General features: G+C 59.1%; 20 protein-coding genes, 1 tRNA gene and 1 pseudogene. 16 read left to right on the forward strand and 6 right to left on the reverse strand.

Annotation, left to right across the window (positions count from 1 at the left end):
* The first annotated feature begins 219 nt into the window (after positions 1 to 219).
* Positions 220 to 1095 (forward strand): helix-turn-helix transcriptional regulator, encoded by an 876-nt coding sequence (locus IVB48_RS06160; protein WP_247398470.1) that lies wholly within the window; start codon positions 220 to 222, stop codon positions 1093 to 1095.
* A 100-nt stretch (positions 1096 to 1195) separates the two neighbouring features.
* Positions 1196 to 2422, forward strand: a complete 1227-nt coding sequence (locus IVB48_RS06165; RefSeq protein ID WP_247398472.1) for an ABC transporter substrate-binding protein — start codon at positions 1196 to 1198, stop codon at positions 2420 to 2422.
* Between the two features lie 130 nt (positions 2423 to 2552).
* Here the strand turns inward: IVB48_RS06165 and IVB48_RS06170 are convergent, their stop codons facing one another.
* Positions 2553 to 3530, reverse strand: a complete 978-nt coding sequence (locus IVB48_RS06170; RefSeq protein ID WP_247398476.1) for a TAXI family TRAP transporter solute-binding subunit — start codon at positions 3528 to 3530, stop codon at positions 2553 to 2555.
* 119 nt (positions 3531 to 3649) lie between these two features.
* On the opposite strand from IVB48_RS06170, the gene IVB48_RS06175 reads away from it, so the two are divergent.
* The 4 genes from IVB48_RS06175 to IVB48_RS06190 all read left to right on the forward strand — a co-directional run bounded on the left by IVB48_RS06175 (position 3650) and on the right by IVB48_RS06190 (position 6848).
* Positions 3650 to 4624: a tripartite tricarboxylate transporter substrate binding protein gene (locus tag IVB48_RS06175; RefSeq protein ID WP_247398481.1), complete on the forward strand. Its 975-nt coding sequence runs from the start codon at positions 3650 to 3652 to the stop codon at positions 4622 to 4624.
* Positions 4625 to 5004: 380 nt separating this feature from the next.
* A tRNA-Ile gene (locus tag IVB48_RS06180) sits at positions 5005 to 5080 on the forward strand.
* A 436-nt stretch (positions 5081 to 5516) separates the two neighbouring features.
* Positions 5517 to 6089 carry a hypothetical protein gene (locus IVB48_RS06185; protein ID WP_247398484.1) on the forward strand — a complete coding sequence of 191 codons (573 nt, stop codon included), beginning with the start codon at positions 5517 to 5519 and terminating at the stop codon, positions 6087 to 6089.
* A 366-nt stretch (positions 6090 to 6455) separates the two neighbouring features.
* Positions 6456 to 6848 carry a response regulator gene (locus tag IVB48_RS06190; protein ID WP_247398486.1) on the forward strand — a complete coding sequence of 131 codons (393 nt, stop codon included), beginning with the start codon at positions 6456 to 6458 and terminating at the stop codon, positions 6846 to 6848.
* A gap of 101 nt (positions 6849 to 6949) precedes the next feature.
* Here IVB48_RS06190 and IVB48_RS06195 read toward each other — a convergent pair whose 3' ends face one another.
* Together IVB48_RS06195 and IVB48_RS06200 are read right to left on the reverse strand one after the other, a co-directional pair.
* The gene (locus IVB48_RS06195) at positions 6950 to 7585 is read right to left on the reverse strand and encodes a hypothetical protein (protein WP_247398489.1); all 636 of its coding nucleotides are present in this window, start codon (positions 7583 to 7585) and stop codon (positions 6950 to 6952) included.
* A gap of 1 nt (position 7586) precedes the next feature.
* Entirely contained in the window at positions 7587 to 8024 is a 438-nt protein-coding gene (locus IVB48_RS06200) for a hypothetical protein (protein WP_247398490.1), read from the reverse strand.
* Between the two features lie 835 nt (positions 8025 to 8859).
* On the opposite strand from IVB48_RS06200, the gene IVB48_RS06205 reads away from it, so the two are divergent.
* Positions 8860 to 9480: a recombinase family protein gene (locus tag IVB48_RS06205; protein WP_247398596.1), complete on the forward strand. Its 621-nt coding sequence runs from the start codon at positions 8860 to 8862 to the stop codon at positions 9478 to 9480.
* Positions 9481 to 9604: 124 nt separating this feature from the next.
* Here the strand turns inward: IVB48_RS06205 and IVB48_RS06210 are convergent, their stop codons facing one another.
* The gene (locus tag IVB48_RS06210; RefSeq protein WP_247398492.1) at positions 9605 to 10180 is read right to left on the reverse strand and encodes a hypothetical protein; all 576 of its coding nucleotides are present in this window, start codon (positions 10178 to 10180) and stop codon (positions 9605 to 9607) included.
* 1104 nt (positions 10181 to 11284) lie between these two features.
* On the opposite strand from IVB48_RS06210, the gene IVB48_RS06215 reads away from it, so the two are divergent.
* From IVB48_RS06215 to IVB48_RS06225, 3 genes are all read left to right on the forward strand, one after another.
* A complete protein-coding gene (locus IVB48_RS06215; RefSeq protein ID WP_247398495.1) occupies positions 11285 to 11563 on the forward strand; it encodes a hypothetical protein in 279 nt (92 codons plus the stop codon).
* Between the two features lie 196 nt (positions 11564 to 11759).
* On the forward strand, positions 11760 to 12065 hold the full coding sequence (locus IVB48_RS06220; protein WP_247398498.1) for a hypothetical protein: 306 nt from the start codon (positions 11760 to 11762) through the stop codon (positions 12063 to 12065).
* Positions 12066 to 12308: 243 nt separating this feature from the next.
* Positions 12309 to 12956, forward strand: a complete 648-nt coding sequence (locus IVB48_RS06225) for a hypothetical protein (protein WP_247398501.1) — start codon at positions 12309 to 12311, stop codon at positions 12954 to 12956.
* Between the two features lie 1825 nt (positions 12957 to 14781).
* Here IVB48_RS06225 and IVB48_RS06230 read toward each other — a convergent pair.
* Entirely contained in the window at positions 14782 to 15045 is a 264-nt protein-coding gene (locus IVB48_RS06230; RefSeq protein WP_247398504.1) for a hypothetical protein, read from the reverse strand.
* A gap of 276 nt (positions 15046 to 15321) precedes the next feature.
* Positions 15322 to 15573, reverse strand: coding sequence for a GreA/GreB family elongation factor (locus IVB48_RS06235; protein WP_346658966.1), 252 nt, complete (start codon positions 15571 to 15573; stop codon positions 15322 to 15324).
* A 7-nt stretch (positions 15574 to 15580) separates the two neighbouring features.
* Here IVB48_RS06235 and IVB48_RS06240 point away from each other — a divergent pair.
* The 6 genes and pseudogenes from IVB48_RS06240 to IVB48_RS06260 form a co-directional block, all read left to right on the forward strand.
* Positions 15581 to 15709, forward strand: a pseudogene (locus IVB48_RS06240) (Na+/H+ antiporter subunit E); the annotation flags it as partial.
* The gene (locus IVB48_RS06245) at positions 15706 to 15987 is read left to right on the forward strand and encodes a K+/H+ antiporter subunit F (protein WP_247398512.1); all 282 of its coding nucleotides are present in this window, start codon (positions 15706 to 15708) and stop codon (positions 15985 to 15987) included. The pseudogene IVB48_RS06240 and the gene IVB48_RS06245, both read left to right, overlap by 4 nt.
* Complete coding sequence (mnhG, locus tag IVB48_RS06250) at positions 15984 to 16334, forward strand: monovalent cation/H(+) antiporter subunit G (RefSeq protein ID WP_247398515.1); 351 nt, start codon at positions 15984 to 15986, stop codon at positions 16332 to 16334. Before IVB48_RS06245 ends, mnhG begins: the two co-directional genes overlap by 4 nt.
* Before the next feature lie 412 nt (positions 16335 to 16746).
* On the forward strand, positions 16747 to 16875 hold the full coding sequence (locus tag IVB48_RS41110) for a hypothetical protein (RefSeq protein WP_256468868.1): 129 nt from the start codon (positions 16747 to 16749) through the stop codon (positions 16873 to 16875).
* A gap of 259 nt (positions 16876 to 17134) precedes the next feature.
* A complete protein-coding gene (locus IVB48_RS06255) occupies positions 17135 to 18028 on the forward strand; it encodes a universal stress protein (RefSeq protein WP_247398518.1) in 894 nt (297 codons plus the stop codon).
* 208 nt (positions 18029 to 18236) lie between these two features.
* Positions 18237 to 18497, forward strand: a complete 261-nt coding sequence (locus tag IVB48_RS06260; protein ID WP_247398600.1) for a hypothetical protein — start codon at positions 18237 to 18239, stop codon at positions 18495 to 18497.
* Positions 18498 to 18535 lie beyond the last annotated feature (38 nt).

An 18535-nucleotide genomic window follows, 5' to 3' on the forward strand; every position in this document is an offset into this window, starting at 1 on the left:
GGAGCGGCATATGCCCATTGCAGTTGCGCGCGCGACAGCCTGCAAGATGGGCACCACGCGAGCGATTCAGGATCGTTCACCAAAGCAGAGATCGCGCGTGGGGATGTGTTGCAAAGCAGCGAGATGATCGGGCATGGTCGTGGCGGACAAAACTGGAAATGCAGAATTCCACCTGCGTCGAGCACCAAAAAGAAGCAAGAATTTGCATAGGAATGCAGGATGGAATTCCTGACGACCAGCGAAGCCGCCGACTATCTTCGGCTCGGCGAACGCAAGCTTTACGAACTCGTCACCACCGGCGCGATCCCATGCACCAAGGTGACCGGAAAGTGGCTCTTCCCGCGGCACGAGCTCGACCTCTGGGTGCTGTCCGGACTGGCGCGTCCGGCCGGCATGCTGATCGCGGAGCCGCCGCCGGTCGTCGGCGGCAGCCAGGACGAGCTGCTGGATTGGGGGCTGCGCGAATCCGGCTCGGGCCTGGGGTCGATGAGCGAGGGCAGCGCGCGCGGGCTCGAGCGCTTGCAGCGCGACGAGGTGATGGCCGTGGCCGTGCACTTCCACAGTCTCGATGCCGACGCCAATGCAACCGTCCTGCGTGACGCTCCGGACCTGCATGATGCATTGCTGGTCGCGTTCGTGCGTCGCGAGCAGGGTCTCGTGCTGCCACCGGGCAATCCCAAGCGGCTGCGCGGCCTTTCCGACGTGCTCGCGCTCGGGGCCAAGGTGGCGATGCGGCAACAAGGTACGGGCGCGCAGATGCTGCTCGATGTGCTGCTCAAGCGCGCCGGCGCCTCGACGCGCGATTTGCGCCGGATCGAGACGCCCGCTCTGACCGGGCCGGATCTCGCCGACATCGTCCGCGCGGGACAGGCCGATTGCGGCATCGCGACGCGTGCGTCCGCGCGCTCGGCCGGCCTCGATTTCGTGCCGCTGGTCTGGGAGAACTTCGACCTCGCGATGCGGCAGCGCAGCTATTTCCGCCCCGCCATGCAGGGCCTGATCCGATTCCTCAGCGAAAAGCGGTTGCTCCAGCGCGCCGAGGAGCTGACCGGCTACGATCCCTCCCCGGCCGGACAAATCCGCTTCGCCGCCTGACGTTGACGCCCGCCCCCAAATAGTTGCAAAAGAAACCAATTCAGCCGGGCCATACCCGGAGGGCACACCGGCCAACGCGCCGGATCAGGGGAGGACAAGCATGAAGCCAACAAGATTTGGACTACCGGTTGCTGCCGGTGTTGCAGCGACATTCCTGGCAGCGCTGATGCCGGGCGCCGCAATGGCGCAGGTGTCCGACGACGTCGTCAAGATCGGCGTGCTCACCGACATGAACGGTCCGGCCTCGGCGCCGACCGGCCAGGGCTCGGTGACGGCGGCGCAGATGGCGATCGACGATTTCGGCGGCACCGTGCTCGGCAAGCCGATCAGCATCGTCGTCGGCGACCACCAGCTCAAGGCCGACATCGGCGGCGCGATTGCGCGGCGCTGGTACGACGTCGACCAGGTCGATCTGATCGTCGACGTGCCGGTCTCCGCGGTCGGGCTCGCGGTGCAGAACATGGCCAACGAGAAGAAGCGGCTGTTCATCACCCACTCCACCGGCACCGCGGATTTCCACGGCAAGTTCTGCTCGCCCTATGCGATCCAGTGGGTGTTCGACACCCGCGCGCTCGCGGTCGGCACCGCGGACGCCGTGGTCAAGCGCGGCGGCGACAGCTGGTTCTTCATCACCGACGATTATGCCTTCGGCCATTCGCTGGAGCGCGACGCCTCGGCGGTGGTGACCGCCAATGGCGGCAAGGTGCTGGGCTCGGTGAAGCCACCCTTGGCAACGCCCGACCTCTCCTCGTTCGTGCTGCAGGCGCAGTCCTCCAAGGCCAAGATCATCGGCATTGCGGCGGGTCCGCCCAACAACATGAACGAGATCAAGACCGGCTCCGAGTTCGGCGTGTTCAAGGGCGGCCAGCAGATGGCGGCGCTGCTGGCGCTGATCACCGACATCCACGGCCTCGGGCTGCAGGCAGCGCAAGGGCTGTTGCTGACGACCTCGTTCTATTGGGACCTGGACGACAAGACCCGCGAATGGTCGAAGCGCTACTTCGCCAAGATGAACAAGATGCCGTCGATGTGGCAGGCCGGCGTCTATTCGAGCGTGATGCACTATCTCAACGCCATCAAGGAGACCGGCACCGACGATCCGCTCAAGGTCGCAGCCAAGATGCGGGAAAAGCCGATCGAGGATTTCTTCGCCCGCAACGGCAAACTGCGTGAGGACAATCTGATGGTGCACGACCTCTGGCTGGTGCAGGTGAAGACGCCGGAGGAGAGCAAATATCCGTGGGACTATTACAAGATCCTCACGACGATCTCGGGCGACAAGGCGTTCGGTCCGCCGGACCCGGCGTGCGCGATGGTGAAGAAGTGAGGGTGTAGCGAGGCGCGAGGAAAGTCGTCATGGCCGGGCCTGTCCCGGCCATCCACGATCTCCGAGCGGCGCCGAGAACGTGGATGCCCGGGACAAGCCCGGGCATGACGATTGTGGGTACAGCCGCGCCCTACTTCACCACCCCGATCTCGCGGAAATACTTCATCACGCCGGGATGGATCAGCTCGGGCTTCGGCGCGGCCGCGACGGTGTTTGCGGCCGTGGTCTCGCAGGCCTGCGCGAGCTGCTTGCAGAATGTCGGCTCGACACCGTGAAGCGTCTTCGCCAGGCGATAGGCGATATCGTCGGGCAGATCTTCGCGCGTCAGGATAAAACTCCAGGACCCCAGCGAGGCGATCGGCTCGGACTGGTTCGGATAGCTGCCGGCCGGCACGGTGAGCGGCTTCAGGAACGCGTGCTTGGCGCGGATGCGGGCGATCTCCTCGGCACTGGGCGCGATGAAGCGCGCGCCTGACGCGCTCGAGGCCACCGCTGCAAAGCCGGGCCAGCCGATGCCGGCGCCCCACAGTGCTGCGACGCGGCCATCCTCGACCATCGCGGGGCCGTCGCCGGCGCGGTCGAGATAGATCGCCTTGAAATCCTCGTCCTGCTTCAAGCCGAGACCATCCAGCACATAGCGCGCCAGGATCGGCAGGCCCGAGCCCTTGGCGCCGAACGCGACGGGCTGACCGACGAGATCGCGAATGGCCTTATACGGACTGTCGGCGCGCACCACGAACATGCCGGGGTTGGAATAGATCGCCGTGAGAATTTTCAGCGTGACCTTCGCGCGGCCGATGCCGGCGAAGGCCTCATAGGCCGGCTCGCCCGCGACCAGGGCGAGATCGAGCTCGCCTTTCTCCAGCAGCGGAATGTTCTCGTTGCTGCCTTTGGTGTTGCGCGGGGCGATGATCACTTGCGGATCGGCCGCGTTCATCGCTTGCGCAAAGGCGTTGCCATAGAGCGGAAAGCCGCCGCCGGGCGTCGCGGTGCCCAAGCTGATCGTCAGGCTAGGTGTCGTGGTCGGAATGGCGTTGCCTCCGGTTTGAGCGGCGGCGGGGCTCAGGAGCAGCGCCGCGCCGTGAACAAGGGTGATCGCGAATCTCATGGTTGGTCCCGGCGGGGGCGCGTCAACATCGACTTGCGGCGATGTAGGCAGCGCCCCGATTTTGTGAAAGCATGCAGCCCCAACGACAATAGAACGACAATAGAACAATGGGAGGCGTCATGTTGCGAATTTTGCGTAACAGTGTTTTCGGGCTGGCTTTCCTTTCAACGCTGTTGGGCGCCGCACCTCCCGCCTCCGCCGCTTATCCCGACCGTCCCGTGCACTGGATCATCGGCTTCTCCGCCGGCGGCCCGGTCGACATCGTGGCGCGGATCATGGCGAACTGGCTGTCGGACCGCTTCGGCCAGCAATTCATCGTCGAGAACCGCGCCGGCTCCGGCGGCAATATCGCGGCCGGCGCCGCGATCAATTCGCCGCCGGACGGCTACACGCTGCTGTTCGTCGCGCCCAACAACGCGATCTCGACCTCGCTGTACAAGAAGCTGCCGTTCGACTTCCTGCGCGACACGGTGCCGGTCGCGAGCATCATGCAGCTTACCAACATGCTGGTCGTCTCCAACGCGTTCCCGGCGAAGACGGTTCAGGAGTTCATCGACTACTGCAAGGCCAATCCCGGCAAGATCTCCTTTGCCTCGTCCGGCAACGGCACCTCGGTGCACATGTCGGCGGAGCTGTTCAAGGTGATGACCAAGTGCGACATGGTGCACGTGCCCTATCGGGGATCTGCGATCGCGTTCCCCGACATCATCTCCAACAAGGTGCAGCTGATCTTCGACAACCTCCCCTCCGCGATGGAGCAGGCGAAAGGCGGCAACGTCCGCGCGCTCGGCGTCACCTCGCCGCAGCGCTGGCCGAGCGTGCCCGACGTGCCCGCGATCGCCGAGACTTTGCCCGGCTTCGAATCGGTCGGCTTCTACGGCATCTCCGCACCGAAGGGCACGCCGCCTGATGTGATCGAGATCCTCAACAAGGCCGTGAATGAGGCGCTGAAGGACCCGAAGCTGGTCGCGCGCCTCACTGAAACCGGCGGCATCCCCAAGCCGATGACGCCGGCCGAGTTCGGCAAGCTGGTCACCGACGAGACCGAGAAGTGGCGCAAGGTGGTGGAGTTCGCCGGCGTGTCGGTGGATTAGCTCGGGAACTGCCGCGCGCCTGCAGCGGCCAACGCGACATCGGAGGGGATCGGAAGACCCCTCCCAACAAAATGTGCGAAAACAACCCCATGCACAGTAGAAACATCGAACGATCACAAGGGGTTACGGAATCGAAAAAACGAGCCCCCGCTGGCGCGATTGCCAGAGGGTGGGGCGAAGGCTCGGCGAGGTGGGCTTGCACCGTCGGGTAAAACAGGGCTATAAGGGCACCGTCGCGAATTTCGGTTATTCAAAAATATCAGGCCTTGCTGCGCCGCGCGTTTCCTTATCGCCAGAGCCAGCATTGCACCCCCGCCTTCGCCCCTGTAAACGAACCGCGCACCGTTGCCGGCCGCAGCTTTCCCGGCCGTCTTGCGGCGGGGCCTGTAGCTCAATGGTTAGAGCCGGCCGCTCATAACGGTCTGGTTGCAGGTTCGAGTCCTGCCGGGCCCACCAGCGGGATCAAGCGGGTAGCGGGCAATCCGACGTGTTCGAAAAGTTACCGCCACATTTACCGCCACAGCTATGTGCTGGATCTGTTATCAAAGCGTTCTCGGCTTCGGGCTGGGCCACCCCTATCGACAGAGTGCTCTCAGGAGCCGCGCGCGACCCTGACGGTAGGAATGTGAGCTACATGGATGAGTTCGTCCGGAAGCGTCATTGACAACCTCTGGACGGCGATAGCCCGACGAAAACGGTGATCCCGGCCGGTTCTGCTGGCCGCTCCCGTTCTTCTTCCATCATTGGAAAACAGCGCTGCAAAGCAAGCATCCCCCGCCTTCGTGGCGGGGAGAACGGCGCGCTGGTGGTCTTTCTTGCTGGGACGCATATCGTGGTCGCGGCAACACCGCTATGTGGCGGAGTTCGATTTTCCTTTGCAGGAGCCTTTCCTATGTCCACCTATGCCGAGGTTCCCAAGTCCCTAGATTTGCCAGAGCAAATGCTGATTTGCATTGGCAAGCTTATCGCTGAATGGGCAAACTGCGAAAGCTGCTTCTACGTGGTTTTCTTTTGCCTCACAGGCCGCCCCAACGGGAACGCAGATGTTATTTGGGCTTCAGTTCAGAGCACTAGGCGGAGAATGGAAATTATTTCAGACCTGATCCGGTACGAGGTAGGACTTGATCCCGAGTTGGCATCTAGCCTTCAAAAGTGCATCGCGCGCTTTGTCCCAATCACCGCCCTGCGCAACTACTACTGCCACTCAATCTACCACGCGGACGCCAACGGCATGATGTCACGGGTGGATAATTGGCACATCCCACAAGTACCAGCAGACCCAACGCAAATCATCGAAACCAAATCTAAGCCGGTGTCAAAGGCGACGATCAACGAGATGTGCTGCACAATTGACCGATGTATGGAGCTTGCAGATGACGTTTTCAAGCTTCTCCACAAGCTGCGGGACGCGTTGCAATTGCAGCACGTAGTGCTGCCTCCACTGCCTAATCAGTACCAAGCTTGAAACTCAAGATATCATCGTCCCAGCGGTGCGCTGCCAAACCCTGTGCAGACTTTCGCCACCCGTTAGCAGCGTCTCCTTGGCCCGTCTGATGCGGCATCGGTTCTTTTTCGTTGGACAGCGGTGTGACCCCACGGCTTTGAGACCGCTTTGAGGGAGGGCTGGCCTCCCCTGCAAGCGCCGACCTGAGCACTCTTACGGGCTACGGTACGCGGCAGGCGGGCCGCGCCTACGCATCCAATGTCGCCATCGGCTTGCCACGCCCCCGCTGTACAATGAACGCGCGTTACTGGCTGCCTTTGACAAATGTGGTTTTTGGAACTCCAGAACGCCGGTACCTTCCCCGCCGGGCTGAGGGGGAGGACATTCGTGGAAGCTGCGCCTACAATATTGGTCGTGGAGGACGAGTACTTCATTGCAGTGGCGATTGAAGACGCTCTAACCGACGCGGGATTCGAAGTTGTTGCGGTGGGCAGCGCTGATGAAGCAATCTTACTGTTGAAGGATGCTCTCGCCTTCCGCGCTTTGATCACTGACATCAATGGCCTTGGCGACATCGATGGTTGGGAGATAGCCAAACGTGCCAGAGAGATCGATGCGTCGTTACCCGTGATCTATATGACTGGTGCCGCCGCTGTGGACTGGTCCGCCAGAGGCGTACCGAAGAGCGTCTTGATCCCCAAGCCATTCGCGCCAGCGCAGATTGTCACGGCCGTCTCTCAGCTTTTGAACGGAGCAGGTCCGTCGGCGGGAGGGCCGTGAGGCCGCCGGGCACCGGTGCGAAGCTGGCCGACGACGCAACCCGGAAGGAGGAGCTTGCCACGCCTCTCACGAATGGAGTCCCGGCGAGATCTCGCGTTTAATCAACACTTTTTGTCCATTATGCATTGCTCGTACTTCGATATCAGCGCTTCCACTTGCCAACGACGGATGTTCAGGTCACTGATCTCCCGCTCAAACTGAGAGATGTTTCTATCTGCGCTGGCAATGTTCTGCCTCCAATGATCTTGGATGCCCTCTTTGCCAATTGATCCCTCGTACACCTCTAAGGCCCGCACCACTCGTTCCCTGTACCGCTCTTGGCCCACAATCGAGTTGCGCTTGGTTTCGATATCGGCGTTGATTTTGGTCAGCTCACCTCGATATTCACTCAAGCGCTTTGACGCGCCGTCCCCTTGAAGGATAGCGTTGAGAGATATCAGTCCGAGGATGATCGCGATGAGAGCAACCACAAAAGTGAGCGCGAGTAGCTTTCGCGAGCGCAGATTGAGCTCTCGAACTGCAATTTGGTATTGTTGAGCCTTGGTAAGATTTTTTGCCTCCACACCAAAGGCGTTTAGTTGCTTCTCCAGCACACCTCCTCGCTCCGAAGGCGGGACGGCTTCAATCAGCTTGATCCGGCTCTTCAAGTGAACACGATACGCAGTGAGGCCCGCCGTGACCATAAACGCCACCAGCGTTAGACCTGTGGTTACATGCCCAACCGCATCCCACATCATTTTAAGGGCCGCCTGACCGACTGCCGAAATAGAATCCGATCACCACCAAAGCGATGTCCTTGAGCCACGAGGCCGGTGCATCGCTCAGAAATGCGGCGAGACAAAACGCAGCGACAACGGAAAAAGCTAAGGTAGTTTTGATGTCCGTCGCTCCGAAAGCGGCGAACGACTCCTTCGTCAGACCAATTGTTTGCGAGAACCAATAGATCACGAAGAGAATGATAATGAGTTGAAGGATGGGGCGGACAAAATTCCATACGCGCAACATCGCGCTGGTGATGTCGTCCGCTATTCCTCGAATGATGGCATCCGTGCCGTCAAATTTGCCCGCCCTCCACCTCAAGTAAACCGTGAGTCCGTAGAGCGAGACATATGCTATTCCGAGGAAGAACAAGGCTGTGATCATCCAGCCCACTACATATTGGGGATCGTACTTCATCTCTTCCAAAACCCCTGAAATACACTTGTCGGATAAACACAATCCAAAAGTGTAGCACGTCGGCAAAAAAACGGAAGAGTGCCGCTAGGCCGCGCGCTGCCGCCACTGCTCGATAGAGCCAGCCATTACCTGAGATTGAAGCGACAGTGGCCCCTCAGCGTGATCATCTTCAAGAAGAGGCACTGACCAAATGGGGTGGGCCTCTAGCGCTCGTCAAGCGGACCGCTCTAGCGAGCATCGAGAATTCTCTCAGCATCGGGAATGGAGACGAACTCCGGGTGGATCTTCATAACTGGATCACCCGGTCCCGCGCTCGGGGCGGCACAGCAGCCGAATGGGACGCCCTCGAAGCCGCGCTCCCGACCAATGGTCAACACCCACTGGCAGATGTGCGAGAGGAAATCTCCGTCCATCAGTTAGATGATGTGCTGAGATTTTGGCTAAAGGAGGTGGGAGACGTTTCTCTTCGCGAAGGGTGGCTTGAAGGGCACCTTCGCGGGGTTGCGACTTACGAAAGGCTAGCAGGCTACGCGTTTTTTGGTTCATTGGCGACGCGCGCTCGCTTAGGGGTCGCCTAATGACTAACAACCGCGATCGTGAACCGTCGCTCTATTGAATCCACGAGGACGCAATCGGAATTCCCGTGACTCCTACACAATCTTTGTCCGTGTCTGAAAGGGTCGATTGTGCGCAGTACGGGCGTGGGGCACCCGTTAGTTCAATATGGGTGTGCTTCCGAGAAACCAGCCCGTGACTGGTTCGATAATCCCGTTTGACAATTCAAACTGCACCGGTAATATGTGAACCATCCAAAATAGACTTTAGGGCTATGCTGATGTTCGTCAGGGCCTATTTGCGCGCGAGTACGAATGAGCAGGATGCCAGCCGTGCCCGGGGGCAACTCAAGGCCTTTGCTGGTGAGCGCGGGCTGAGGATCGCGGCGTGGTACGTCGAGAACGAGAGCGGTGCGAAGCTGGCCCGCCCAGAGTTATTCCGGCTCATTGCGGATGCCGAGCCTGGGGACGTTCTGCTGGTCGAACAGGTGGACCGGCTTTCCCGTCTAACAGCGGCCGACTGGCAGAGGCTGAAAGCGGACCTTACGGCGCGCCAATTGCGGGTGGTGGCTCTCGATCTACCTACGTCTTGGATGATGGCCACCAAGACCGCTGACGAGTTCACCGGACGCATGTTCGAGGCCATCAATGGCATGCTGCTAGACATGCTCGCTGCGGTCGCCCGGAAAGACTACGATGACCGCCGCCGTCGGCAGGCCCAAGGTCAAGCTAAGGCCAAGGCTGAGGGCCGTTACAAGGGCCGTCCAGAGGATGTCCAACGAAACGCTGCAATCGCACGCATGCTCGCAACAGGCCAATCATGGGGCTCTATTCAGTCTGTCGCGGGCTGTAGTCGAGCAACTATCGCTAAGATCGCAAAGCGCGGGAAGGCCGCAGCTTGAGCCGTCTCAATAAGCGGGGGTTATCAACAATGTCGGCTTCCGGGCGACAAGCTGACCTCATGCGCACTCGGGCCATTTCGGCTTGTGACCCTAAGCGGACTTCAACAGCTTGAGTAAGCTGCTTTCATGGGGCTCTGCTTTTTAAGCGGTGCATCAACACTTCATAGATTTCGATCTGATCTTGCCGGAACAACCGTAGGAAGGTCGAAAGCGCTTCAAAAATGAGCTTAGCGGCAAACAACGTTCTGAAGGGTTGACGCGCAATTCTTCTCAGTTGCGCTAGCTTGGCGAGCTTGCCGCCGAGGTTCCCGCTTGTAAAGGATCGACCGTACCACACAGCAGCTCTCAACTGGCTCAAGCGCCCATCTCGTGATTGATAGTGCGTTCCAAGCCAAAATTGCGCTTTCCAGTTGCCCTTAACAGCGAGCTTGCGAAGTTCACGTAACCCTTCCGGCACGCCGCGAAGCTGAAGGAAGCGGGCTCGATGCAAAACACCCTTCTCTTGGCCGGACGAAGCGGCACGATCAAACCAGTTCCATGCCGTCACGAAATCCGGGTCAACGGCGCCGCCTCGGGCATACTCCCAGGCGAGAGCCAACTGAGCATCAACGTCGCCGGATGATGCAGCAGCAATCCATTCAGGAATTTTGCTGCGGCGTTTGGCGCGATCATCAGCGCGGGTTGGTAGTGCTAGTCGCATCGTTTAAGCAATGCCTCCATGGTCCGCGGAGTGTCACTCACACGACATTAACGAAACATCACTCTGCGACTGGCAATTGGAAGCGGCGTTCGTCCGTTCTTAGCCCGTAGCTGACCTGCCACCCTCAGCCGGTGGAGGCCGCTTGTGACCCCGTAGCCGACCTGCCGCGATAAGTCGGTGCAGGACCGCTTGTGACCCGAAGCTGACTTTCGCGCCTTTCAGCGGGGCGCTCTCGCCTTCATCAAAACCAAAAGGTGAGAACCAGCGGCGATCAGTGAGAAAAGGACTATCCCTAACTCAGCACCATGCACATGCTGCGGGGCATATGTCGAAGCCAACCAGATGAAGAGGCGAACGACCGCCATGAAGGCGATCATCCCCCACAAAGCGAGCCATCTCGGAGCGTTCCAGGTTGGTTCGCCATTCGCGCTCCACTGCATAGCGACGCGCCCGCTCTCGATACGCGGGCCAAGATAAAGGTTTAGCGCTACGACCAATGCGATAGCGAAGCCAAAAACGTAATCTGCCGGTACCATTCTCTGCGCTTTCCGAAAACCGATGAGGCTATCCAGATCTGGCGAGGCGTCCCACTCTTGTTTAGATGGAACTGCTCGCGCATACGCCGTTAACCGGCTCTGCGGCTTTCATCTTCGAACGGCGGACGACTGAGATGTCTCGCGAGACGCCCCTCATTGCCCCATCCGTAGCGCTTTGCGAGTGGAACGTACACAAGGCAGGCTAGGCCTAACGCTATCAGTACCACGACGAGGCTGAGGCCAAGGAACACGTAGGCGCTTGACGTGCCCCCAACGACGAGGACGAGCATAAGGATGGAGCGAATGCTGAAAGGCGACATGCCCGCTAAAGTAGCACGAGGCCCCTCTTAGTTGGCAGCTCTGTCACGATTAGGGTTTGCGGACGATTAAATCCCCTTATGGCCCGTTGCTGACCTTCGCTTACAGGCCCGCCATGTCTGCCTTCAGGAGATAAGCCGAGCCGAGGTCAAGCAGGTGCCGAAGTCAGCCTGCGACCCAAGCCAGACATACATTGCTTTTTCAATAGCACGTTGAGCCCTCCTAAATCCTGAGGTGGTAGCTCTGTTGCATGGAATGGATTTTCGCGCTTCTAATTTTATTGTTTCTTTACCGTCGCACGACGCGTGCTGGCGACCGGCTTGCGGAATTGAAGCCAACGGGCATGCTGCGTTCGCCGCTATTCTACGCCCAGACTGCGCTCCTTTGCGCTCTATTGATGCTCATGTTTGCCCCGGCTTATTTGCCGCACGAACAGTCGGCAGTCGTCGTGTATCTTGTGGCCCTAATCACCGTGATCACAGCGCTCCTTTTTGTGCGCCGCGCATTGAAGTGGCGCTACCCCATCTGAGGCGATCACTTCGGCAATTGGCCCATCGCTTCCGTTGGCGGGGTATCGGTGCATGTCGGATCACAGGAGCAGACCGGAAGTTCGCACCCGAGCGCCAGTTCGTCGCTGGTGACCCAAATCGGACGATGAGCTTGCCCGCCTTTGAGCCCCATTGTGGGAGTTCACTTACGCGGTTCTCCTATCAATGGATGCGCAAATGAGAATTGCGGTAACGCTGTTGCTTGCAATCGTGCCTTGGTCGGCTTCGGCAGAGATAGGGCAAAACGAGAAGCTGCGTGAGATCATTACCAATCTCAAAGCTTGTGTCCGAACGCACGCACCTGAGGTTCAGGAGCCCGCCGACAAGGTAAGCGGCAATGCCGTCGACTACTTCATCAAAGTGTGTAGTCCTCCCCTAGCTGATCTTGACTCTGCAAAAGTGGGCGTTGCCCCTCCTGGCGTACTTCGAGTCACGATTACAGAAGAGTGGAACACCATCGAGGGAGAGACACGCACACGCTGAGGGTCAACGGCTTCGCTCTTGAATGTCGCCTTTTGGGCCCATCGCGTCGTTTGGCGCACTGCATCGGCAGGTCTGGAGTCAGGAGCAGAGCAGAAGTAGTTGTCTCCGACGCGGACCGCCGCCTTTGACCCGAAGCGGAAGTTAACAAAGCGCAATCACCCGCTGCTTGGAGGCAAGGGCACCCGCAACAGTTTCTTTGCAATCGGTGCCCTAAACAGAAGCAGCGCCGCCTGGGGAACTTGTATGTCAGCAGTCGCCGCAGTTTTTGCTGTCTGGCTCTTTCTGTTCGGAGTTCTTATGGTCCCCGGCGGCTGGGCAGGCACCTGGATCGCGGGACAGACCAAAAGCTTGCTCTTCGGCTACCTGCTCTGCATTACGTGCGCTCAATTAGTTGTCGTCTGCTCCGCAGTCGTTTTCGCATTCGCGAGGTTTTCGTTCCTTCCTCATTTCAACTCGGGGTCTTCGCAGATCGGGTTCGCCAACCTCATTTTTTTCGTGCCGACGTGTTTCGCTCTTATGCTCGGTTTTCGTCGCGCAAAGTCGCTGGGCATTGAACCGAAGCAGCCCGCTTCACCGGTTGTTATCCCTCCGCAACAAACCAATACTGCGCTATCATTTATAAGATCAACGCTCCCTGTTCCGATCCTGTATGCGCTCGTCGGCATCGCCGTATTTGGCTTCTTGGACGCGGCAACTGGGCGGTTCTTCCGCCAATTCATTTCCGATAGTCTAGTAGCAATCGTGCTGTCGGCGTTGGCGGGCGCGGTGATAGGTTATTTGTTTGGGTGGCATAAAGTCAGCGCGATTGGGCTTCCGCGTAGTGCGACGCCTTACGAGATGAACGCCGCCCTTCGAAAGCGCAAGCAGGACGCTCCCCCGTCCGAAGTGTGAGGGTCGAACCCCCAACGTCTCCTTGTGGCCCGTTGCGGACATGCGCATCGTGTCGGCCGGCGTCTGCTTCCGAGAGATAAGCTGACGGGCCGCGAGATGGCGACCACTTCGCGTTTTGACCCTAAGAAGTCATCATTGCGCTCCAGAAAACGTTCACCGACCGGCTTTCTTAGTGCACACCGGGTCACCCTTGGGCATGACTTTGCAATCCCAATCTGGACCGAAGCCGGTCGCCTGGTGGAAATAGGGAAATCGGATGACAACGAAAGCGAACAGACACGCTACGAGAAGGGCAAATAGGACGCCCACTATGTCGGCGCGCGTTGGATACCACTGAGGCCATCGCATCTGTCGATCCACAACTCTCCCAATGCGAGCCAAGCCCATTAGAGCTTGCTCCTGATGTCGCGCCAGTACTCTTCTGCCACGTCGGGTCGATTTCAACAGGCGAGGAGCATCCGGCGTAGAGACGGTCTTTGCCGTCTTTTCGCGGTCCTGAAATCCAGAACCTTTCTCCCGTCTCTGCGTCGAAATAATTCGCCTTGAACCCGCTCCCCTTCAAGCTTCGGAAAGTGCGCTCTCCATAGCTGATCGATTTGCCTGTTTTCGAGAACGTGACGCGGCCGATCCGCGCAGGCCCATTCAGCGATGCGGACTTGTTCTCGATATACATGATGCGCGTCTTCGGCATGCTTGAGCCCGAGACCCATCCGTTGGCATTTTCCTAATGGCTGAATAGCACGGCAGCATCGCCGGGCAGAGGGCCTGTCATTCAATCACAGCGGGTATGCCTAACAAGTTGCTATGGCACTTCAGCAACGAAAGAGCGATCACAGCATTTGCGGGCGTGGTACTGACAACATCGACCCCTTCTCCAGTTTTCGAATGTCTCTTCTTGGCCCTTCGCTGAAAAAGGCCAAGCCGATCTGGACGCCTGCTGTTGGCAGGAGACCGGACGCGGGCCGCGCTCACCCGGACTGCCGCCTTTGACCCGAAGCAGAACCTGCGCCCCTTGAGAGCTAATGAGCTATTGAAGCGATTTTGAACATCCTTGGCAGTGAAGAGATAAAGTAGATCTGGTATTGTTGCGGTCCCATCAGCGAGGCAATACGCTCGTGTTCAAGGTGCTGGACTGGTTTAGATCGCACCCCGTTTTGATCGGCCCCGCTCTATTGCTGACATCAATCGCGGCGGTTCTCTATTTGTTTATTGACCCCATCGCCGCCCTGTTTGTCGCGATAATTTTTCTTACCGCTGGTTTCGCCGCGCTTGTTGATCCAAAGACATACTCCCGTAAGCGCTCGCTAGGAAACCGTGCGCCTCTGGATCCTGTCCGATCGTCACGTCGAGCTCACCCGCGGCTGGGACCTTCGTCCGTTTTGGGCAGGGGCTTACGCCTCGAAAACACGCCGCGAATCTTACCGCAGCGGAGAGAGTGGGACTCTCTCCCCCAGGCCGGAAATGCGCGAAAACCCGCGGAAAACAAGGATTTCCGAAAAGGACGGTCGACGTTTGTGACCACCGCTGTGTACCACTCGCGCGGCCGATTCGGCCGTCAATCTCGGCCGATTTCGAGGTGAATTGGGGCAAGGATCGGCTTATTCATCAACGGCCCAGACTAGACCGGCAGGACTACAGGACCTGCAGGGTGCCGTGACCGCTGATACGGCCGGTTATCCGAGAGTCTCAGCACCTCGACCGTTCTTGGAAGAGGCGCTATTGCTCCGCAAGTACGGGTGGCTCGTCCAGGTCTCGTGGCATTCCTCACGCTCCCGTAGGCACGCCCCTCCGGGCCGATACTAAATCGCGCCTGTGAGGAGCCTTGCTATCTGTCCTCACCGTCCCGCTCACGGAAGGGATCGGCGACATCATCGTGGCCGCTGCGGCTGCTGAAAAACATCAGCGCCATTAGCCCGCAGCCGATAAGCAGCGAGAAGAAAGTTCCGAGGCCAAGCGCTATCCAGCCATGCTTCCCCATTTCTACCCCGGTGCTGGCGCCCCAGATCGAGACAGCCCAGACGCCCGTTAGGATCAACATGGCTCCCAGAGCAATCAACAACACGAGTTGGCCGGCACTGATCTTTTTCATGGCTGCTGTGTTGCCTGATGAGGGTCAATTGCGAGGAGCGAGAAGGCCTTCCTGAAACGATGCCAAACGCATGAGTGGCTCTTCTGAGTTCGGTCAGAAACGCGCTTGGCAATCATCCGCGAAGCTTGGGAGAGCGAGTTGTTGCACGGCAGCAACTCCCGTTATAGGCGGGCCGGGCCATCGAAATTCATACGATGGCCGATCCGGGCGCGCCGTCCTCGCGACGGCACGCCCACGTCGCAAGACGGCGATGCTCGATGACTTAGCGTACGGGGCTTATTCGGAAACAGCAAGAACGGTCAGGCCTCTAGTACGCTTGTGGGGTGTCTCGAAGTCGATCCGCTGCCCCGGCGATAGGCCGATCAAGGCCGCTCCTACAGGTGTCAGGACCGAGACCCGATTGAGCTCGATGTTTGCCTCATGCGGATAGACCAGCACGATCTCTCGACTCGCACCCGTCTCGTCATCGCGATAGGTCACTCTCGAGCCCATCCTGATCACGCCTTCCAAATTATTCTCGTCCGTCACCGTGGCACTGTGGGTGAATTACGATGCACAGAAGGGCTTGTTGATGATCCATGTTCTCGACCTGGTCGATGAAGCCGAGTGGATCCGCACGATCAAGCAGCGCTACGAACGCCATCTGCTGGAGATATTCGAATGAGCCAGCTCTTGCTGATCTACGCGCTTGTCGCGGCGCAGGTACTTCTGGTGTTGGCTATCGGCTGTGGCGCGGTTCGCATCTTTCGGGGGCCGCGAGCACAGGATCGCGTTCTGGGCTTCGACACGCTGTCCGTGAACGCGATGTTGTTGCTTCTGACGTTCGGGATTCGACCCGGCGAAACGCTCTATTTCGAGGCGGCTCTCGCCATGGCTCTCTTCGGCTTCGTGGGTACGGTCGCGCTGGCGAAGTTTCTGCTGCGCGGCGAGGTGATCGAATGAACGGCATCGAACACCTGCCGCCCTGGGCTGCTGCTCTCACGGCACTTCTCGTTTTTGCTGGCGCCATCGTCACACTGGTCGGTTCGCTGGGCCTTTTGCGGTTCGGCACATTCTACGAGCGGGTCCACGCGCCGACGCTCGGGACGACGCTGGGCACCGTATTCATTGCAGCTGCTTCAATCGTTTGCTTTTCGGTACTTCAGAGCAGGCCCGTGCTGCACGAAATCCTGATCATCGGGCTTGGCGTCGTAACCACGCCTGTTGCATTGACCGTATTGGTGGGTGCAGCGCGATTTCGCGATACCGCCGAAAAGAATGCGCAAGTTCGCGGACCAGAGGGCAATTAGGCGCGAGATGCGTGATTTTTTGCGGCAGGTTCCTTGACCGGCCAGTCGGCCAATCCCAGGCTAAGTGTCGCATTTGATTTCCTGCATCGCATGCCCACCTCTAAGTACATGATGCATGGCGCTGAGCAGTAGGCGAGTTCGCCGAAGTCTTTGCATGTTGGCCGCCTGATCGGAGGCAATCAGCCCCGAGCTCAGTCCATGCCACGTTCGCGAGGGCTGGAAGCTTGGCGCCTGGCACAGTAACACACATGCCACTCGCAACTAGGCCGCACCTCAACAGAGGCAGTGATGACCACAACACTACGACCCCGAATTAATAGGACCCAGCTGCAGATCCGCGGGTAACCCGGACGATTCCACATCGTCCGGGACGGTACCTTATTAGTTCTGCAACCAAAGCCAGGAGCTTCTTATGTCGGTGTTCTTCGCGCTGCTCGTCCTGACCTCATGGGTCATGTTCATCTGGATTTCAGATCCCGATGGTTTCCGCGAGGCATTCGCTCGCCGCCGAGCGCCAAATCCTCACGATCCTAAAAGGTGACCCTGGGAGGTTCACCTCCCATCACCGCATACAACAGTTGCGTATGAGAGAGAAAGATATTGTACTCCGCAGCTCGCGGTGCGCGATGCCTGTTCCTTGTCGGCTCCAGATCGTCGGTCCAAGCCAAATTGCTGGATCAGACGACTGGAGCCCGCCCGCAGCAGCATCAAAGGCCCTTCGCAACAGAACCCAGTTGCCGCGCTGGTCGATTTGGCAAGCCATCGTTCTCGCGGCCCTTCGCAAGCATAAGGAGTCTGACATGAACATCGTCGCCGCGACAGATTTCTCGACGCGGTCCAATCGCGCTCTGCGGCAGGCCGGCCTCTTGGCGCGCTCCCCTGATGCAAAACTGCACCTTGTTCATGTCGTCGACGAGGATCAGCCAGCGGAACTGGTCCGCATCGAAGAGCGTGAGGCGCAACGGATGTTGGTTGAGCAGATCGCGTCCATGCCGGAATTGGAAAACGTTCATTGCTATCCGATCGTGGTCAAGGGCTATCCCTTTGACGGGATACTGCAAGCGGCTGCAGCAGCCCACGCGGATCTCGTTGTAATGGGAGCCCATCGTAAGCAGTTTCTGCGCGACATCTTCACAGGCACCACAATCGAGCGTGTAATTCGCGGAGGCAAGTATCCGGTCTTGATGGTGAACAACGAGGCTCAGCGGCAATACGAGCGCGTTTTAGTGCCGACGGATATGTCAAATACATCGGCCGATGCGATCCGAATCGGCCTGTCCGCCGGATTTCTTAGAGACGACCGGACATCGCTGCTTCACGCCTTCTCGGCAATGGGAAAAGCACGTCTGAAGACCTCTGGTGCGGACCCCTCCATCGTCAGCGGATATGTCGAGAACGAGCGCGAACGAGCAATGGAGGAGCTGAGTAAGTTTCTGGTTGCGAATGGCTTTGACGGTCGACCCTGGTCTCTGCGTGTCACGGAGGGTGTGCCGACGCAAGTTATCGCTCGCGCCGTTTCAGAAGAGCAGCCAGACTTGCTTTTGATGGGTACGCACAGCCGGACGGGACTGCTCCGAGCATTCATCGGCAGCGTAACGGAGGAAACTCTGCGGTCTGTCGACGTGGACGTTCTGGCTGTGCCTCCTTTGAGCCATGAGGTTCAAATATCCGAATCGGCGAGCTCCTCCCTGTAAAGCCGGCGAAGGCGGATGCGCGCAGTGACGCTTGTGGTCGTAGGGCCGGCTTGATAGGCAGCTTGATGGCGGCGGAGCCGATCAACATCAAACGAACGCTGCGTCTAAAGAAGGGGTCTCTATTCTAGGATTGATTTGACAGGCGAGGAAGCAGGTCTTGCAGGCGCTACCCTATTTCTTGGACCTTGCAGGTACGTTCGTCTTCGCCTTGAGTGGAGCAATCGCTGGCGTCAAGCGCAAGCTGGACCTGTTCGGTGTGCTTGTGCTGTCATTCGTGGCAGCGAACACCGGCGGGATCACGTTCTTCTTTCCCTCCGCAGTGGTGCGCCGCGCTGTACTAGTATTCGACGCCGGGAGGCTGGCTCTCTTCGCGGTGTCTGGAGCTGGCAGATATCCCTGTCGTGCTGCGCGCAGAGCTGTACGCTGTCGCGGCGCTGCTCGGAGCCGGCATTGTCGTGCCTGCCGATAGGCTCCAACTTGCTCCTGCACCGGCCGCACTTTTTGGAG

The sequence above is a fragment of the Bradyrhizobium sp. 76 genome (assembly GCF_023073025.1).
Taxonomy (GTDB): domain Bacteria; phylum Pseudomonadota; class Alphaproteobacteria; order Rhizobiales; family Xanthobacteraceae; genus Bradyrhizobium.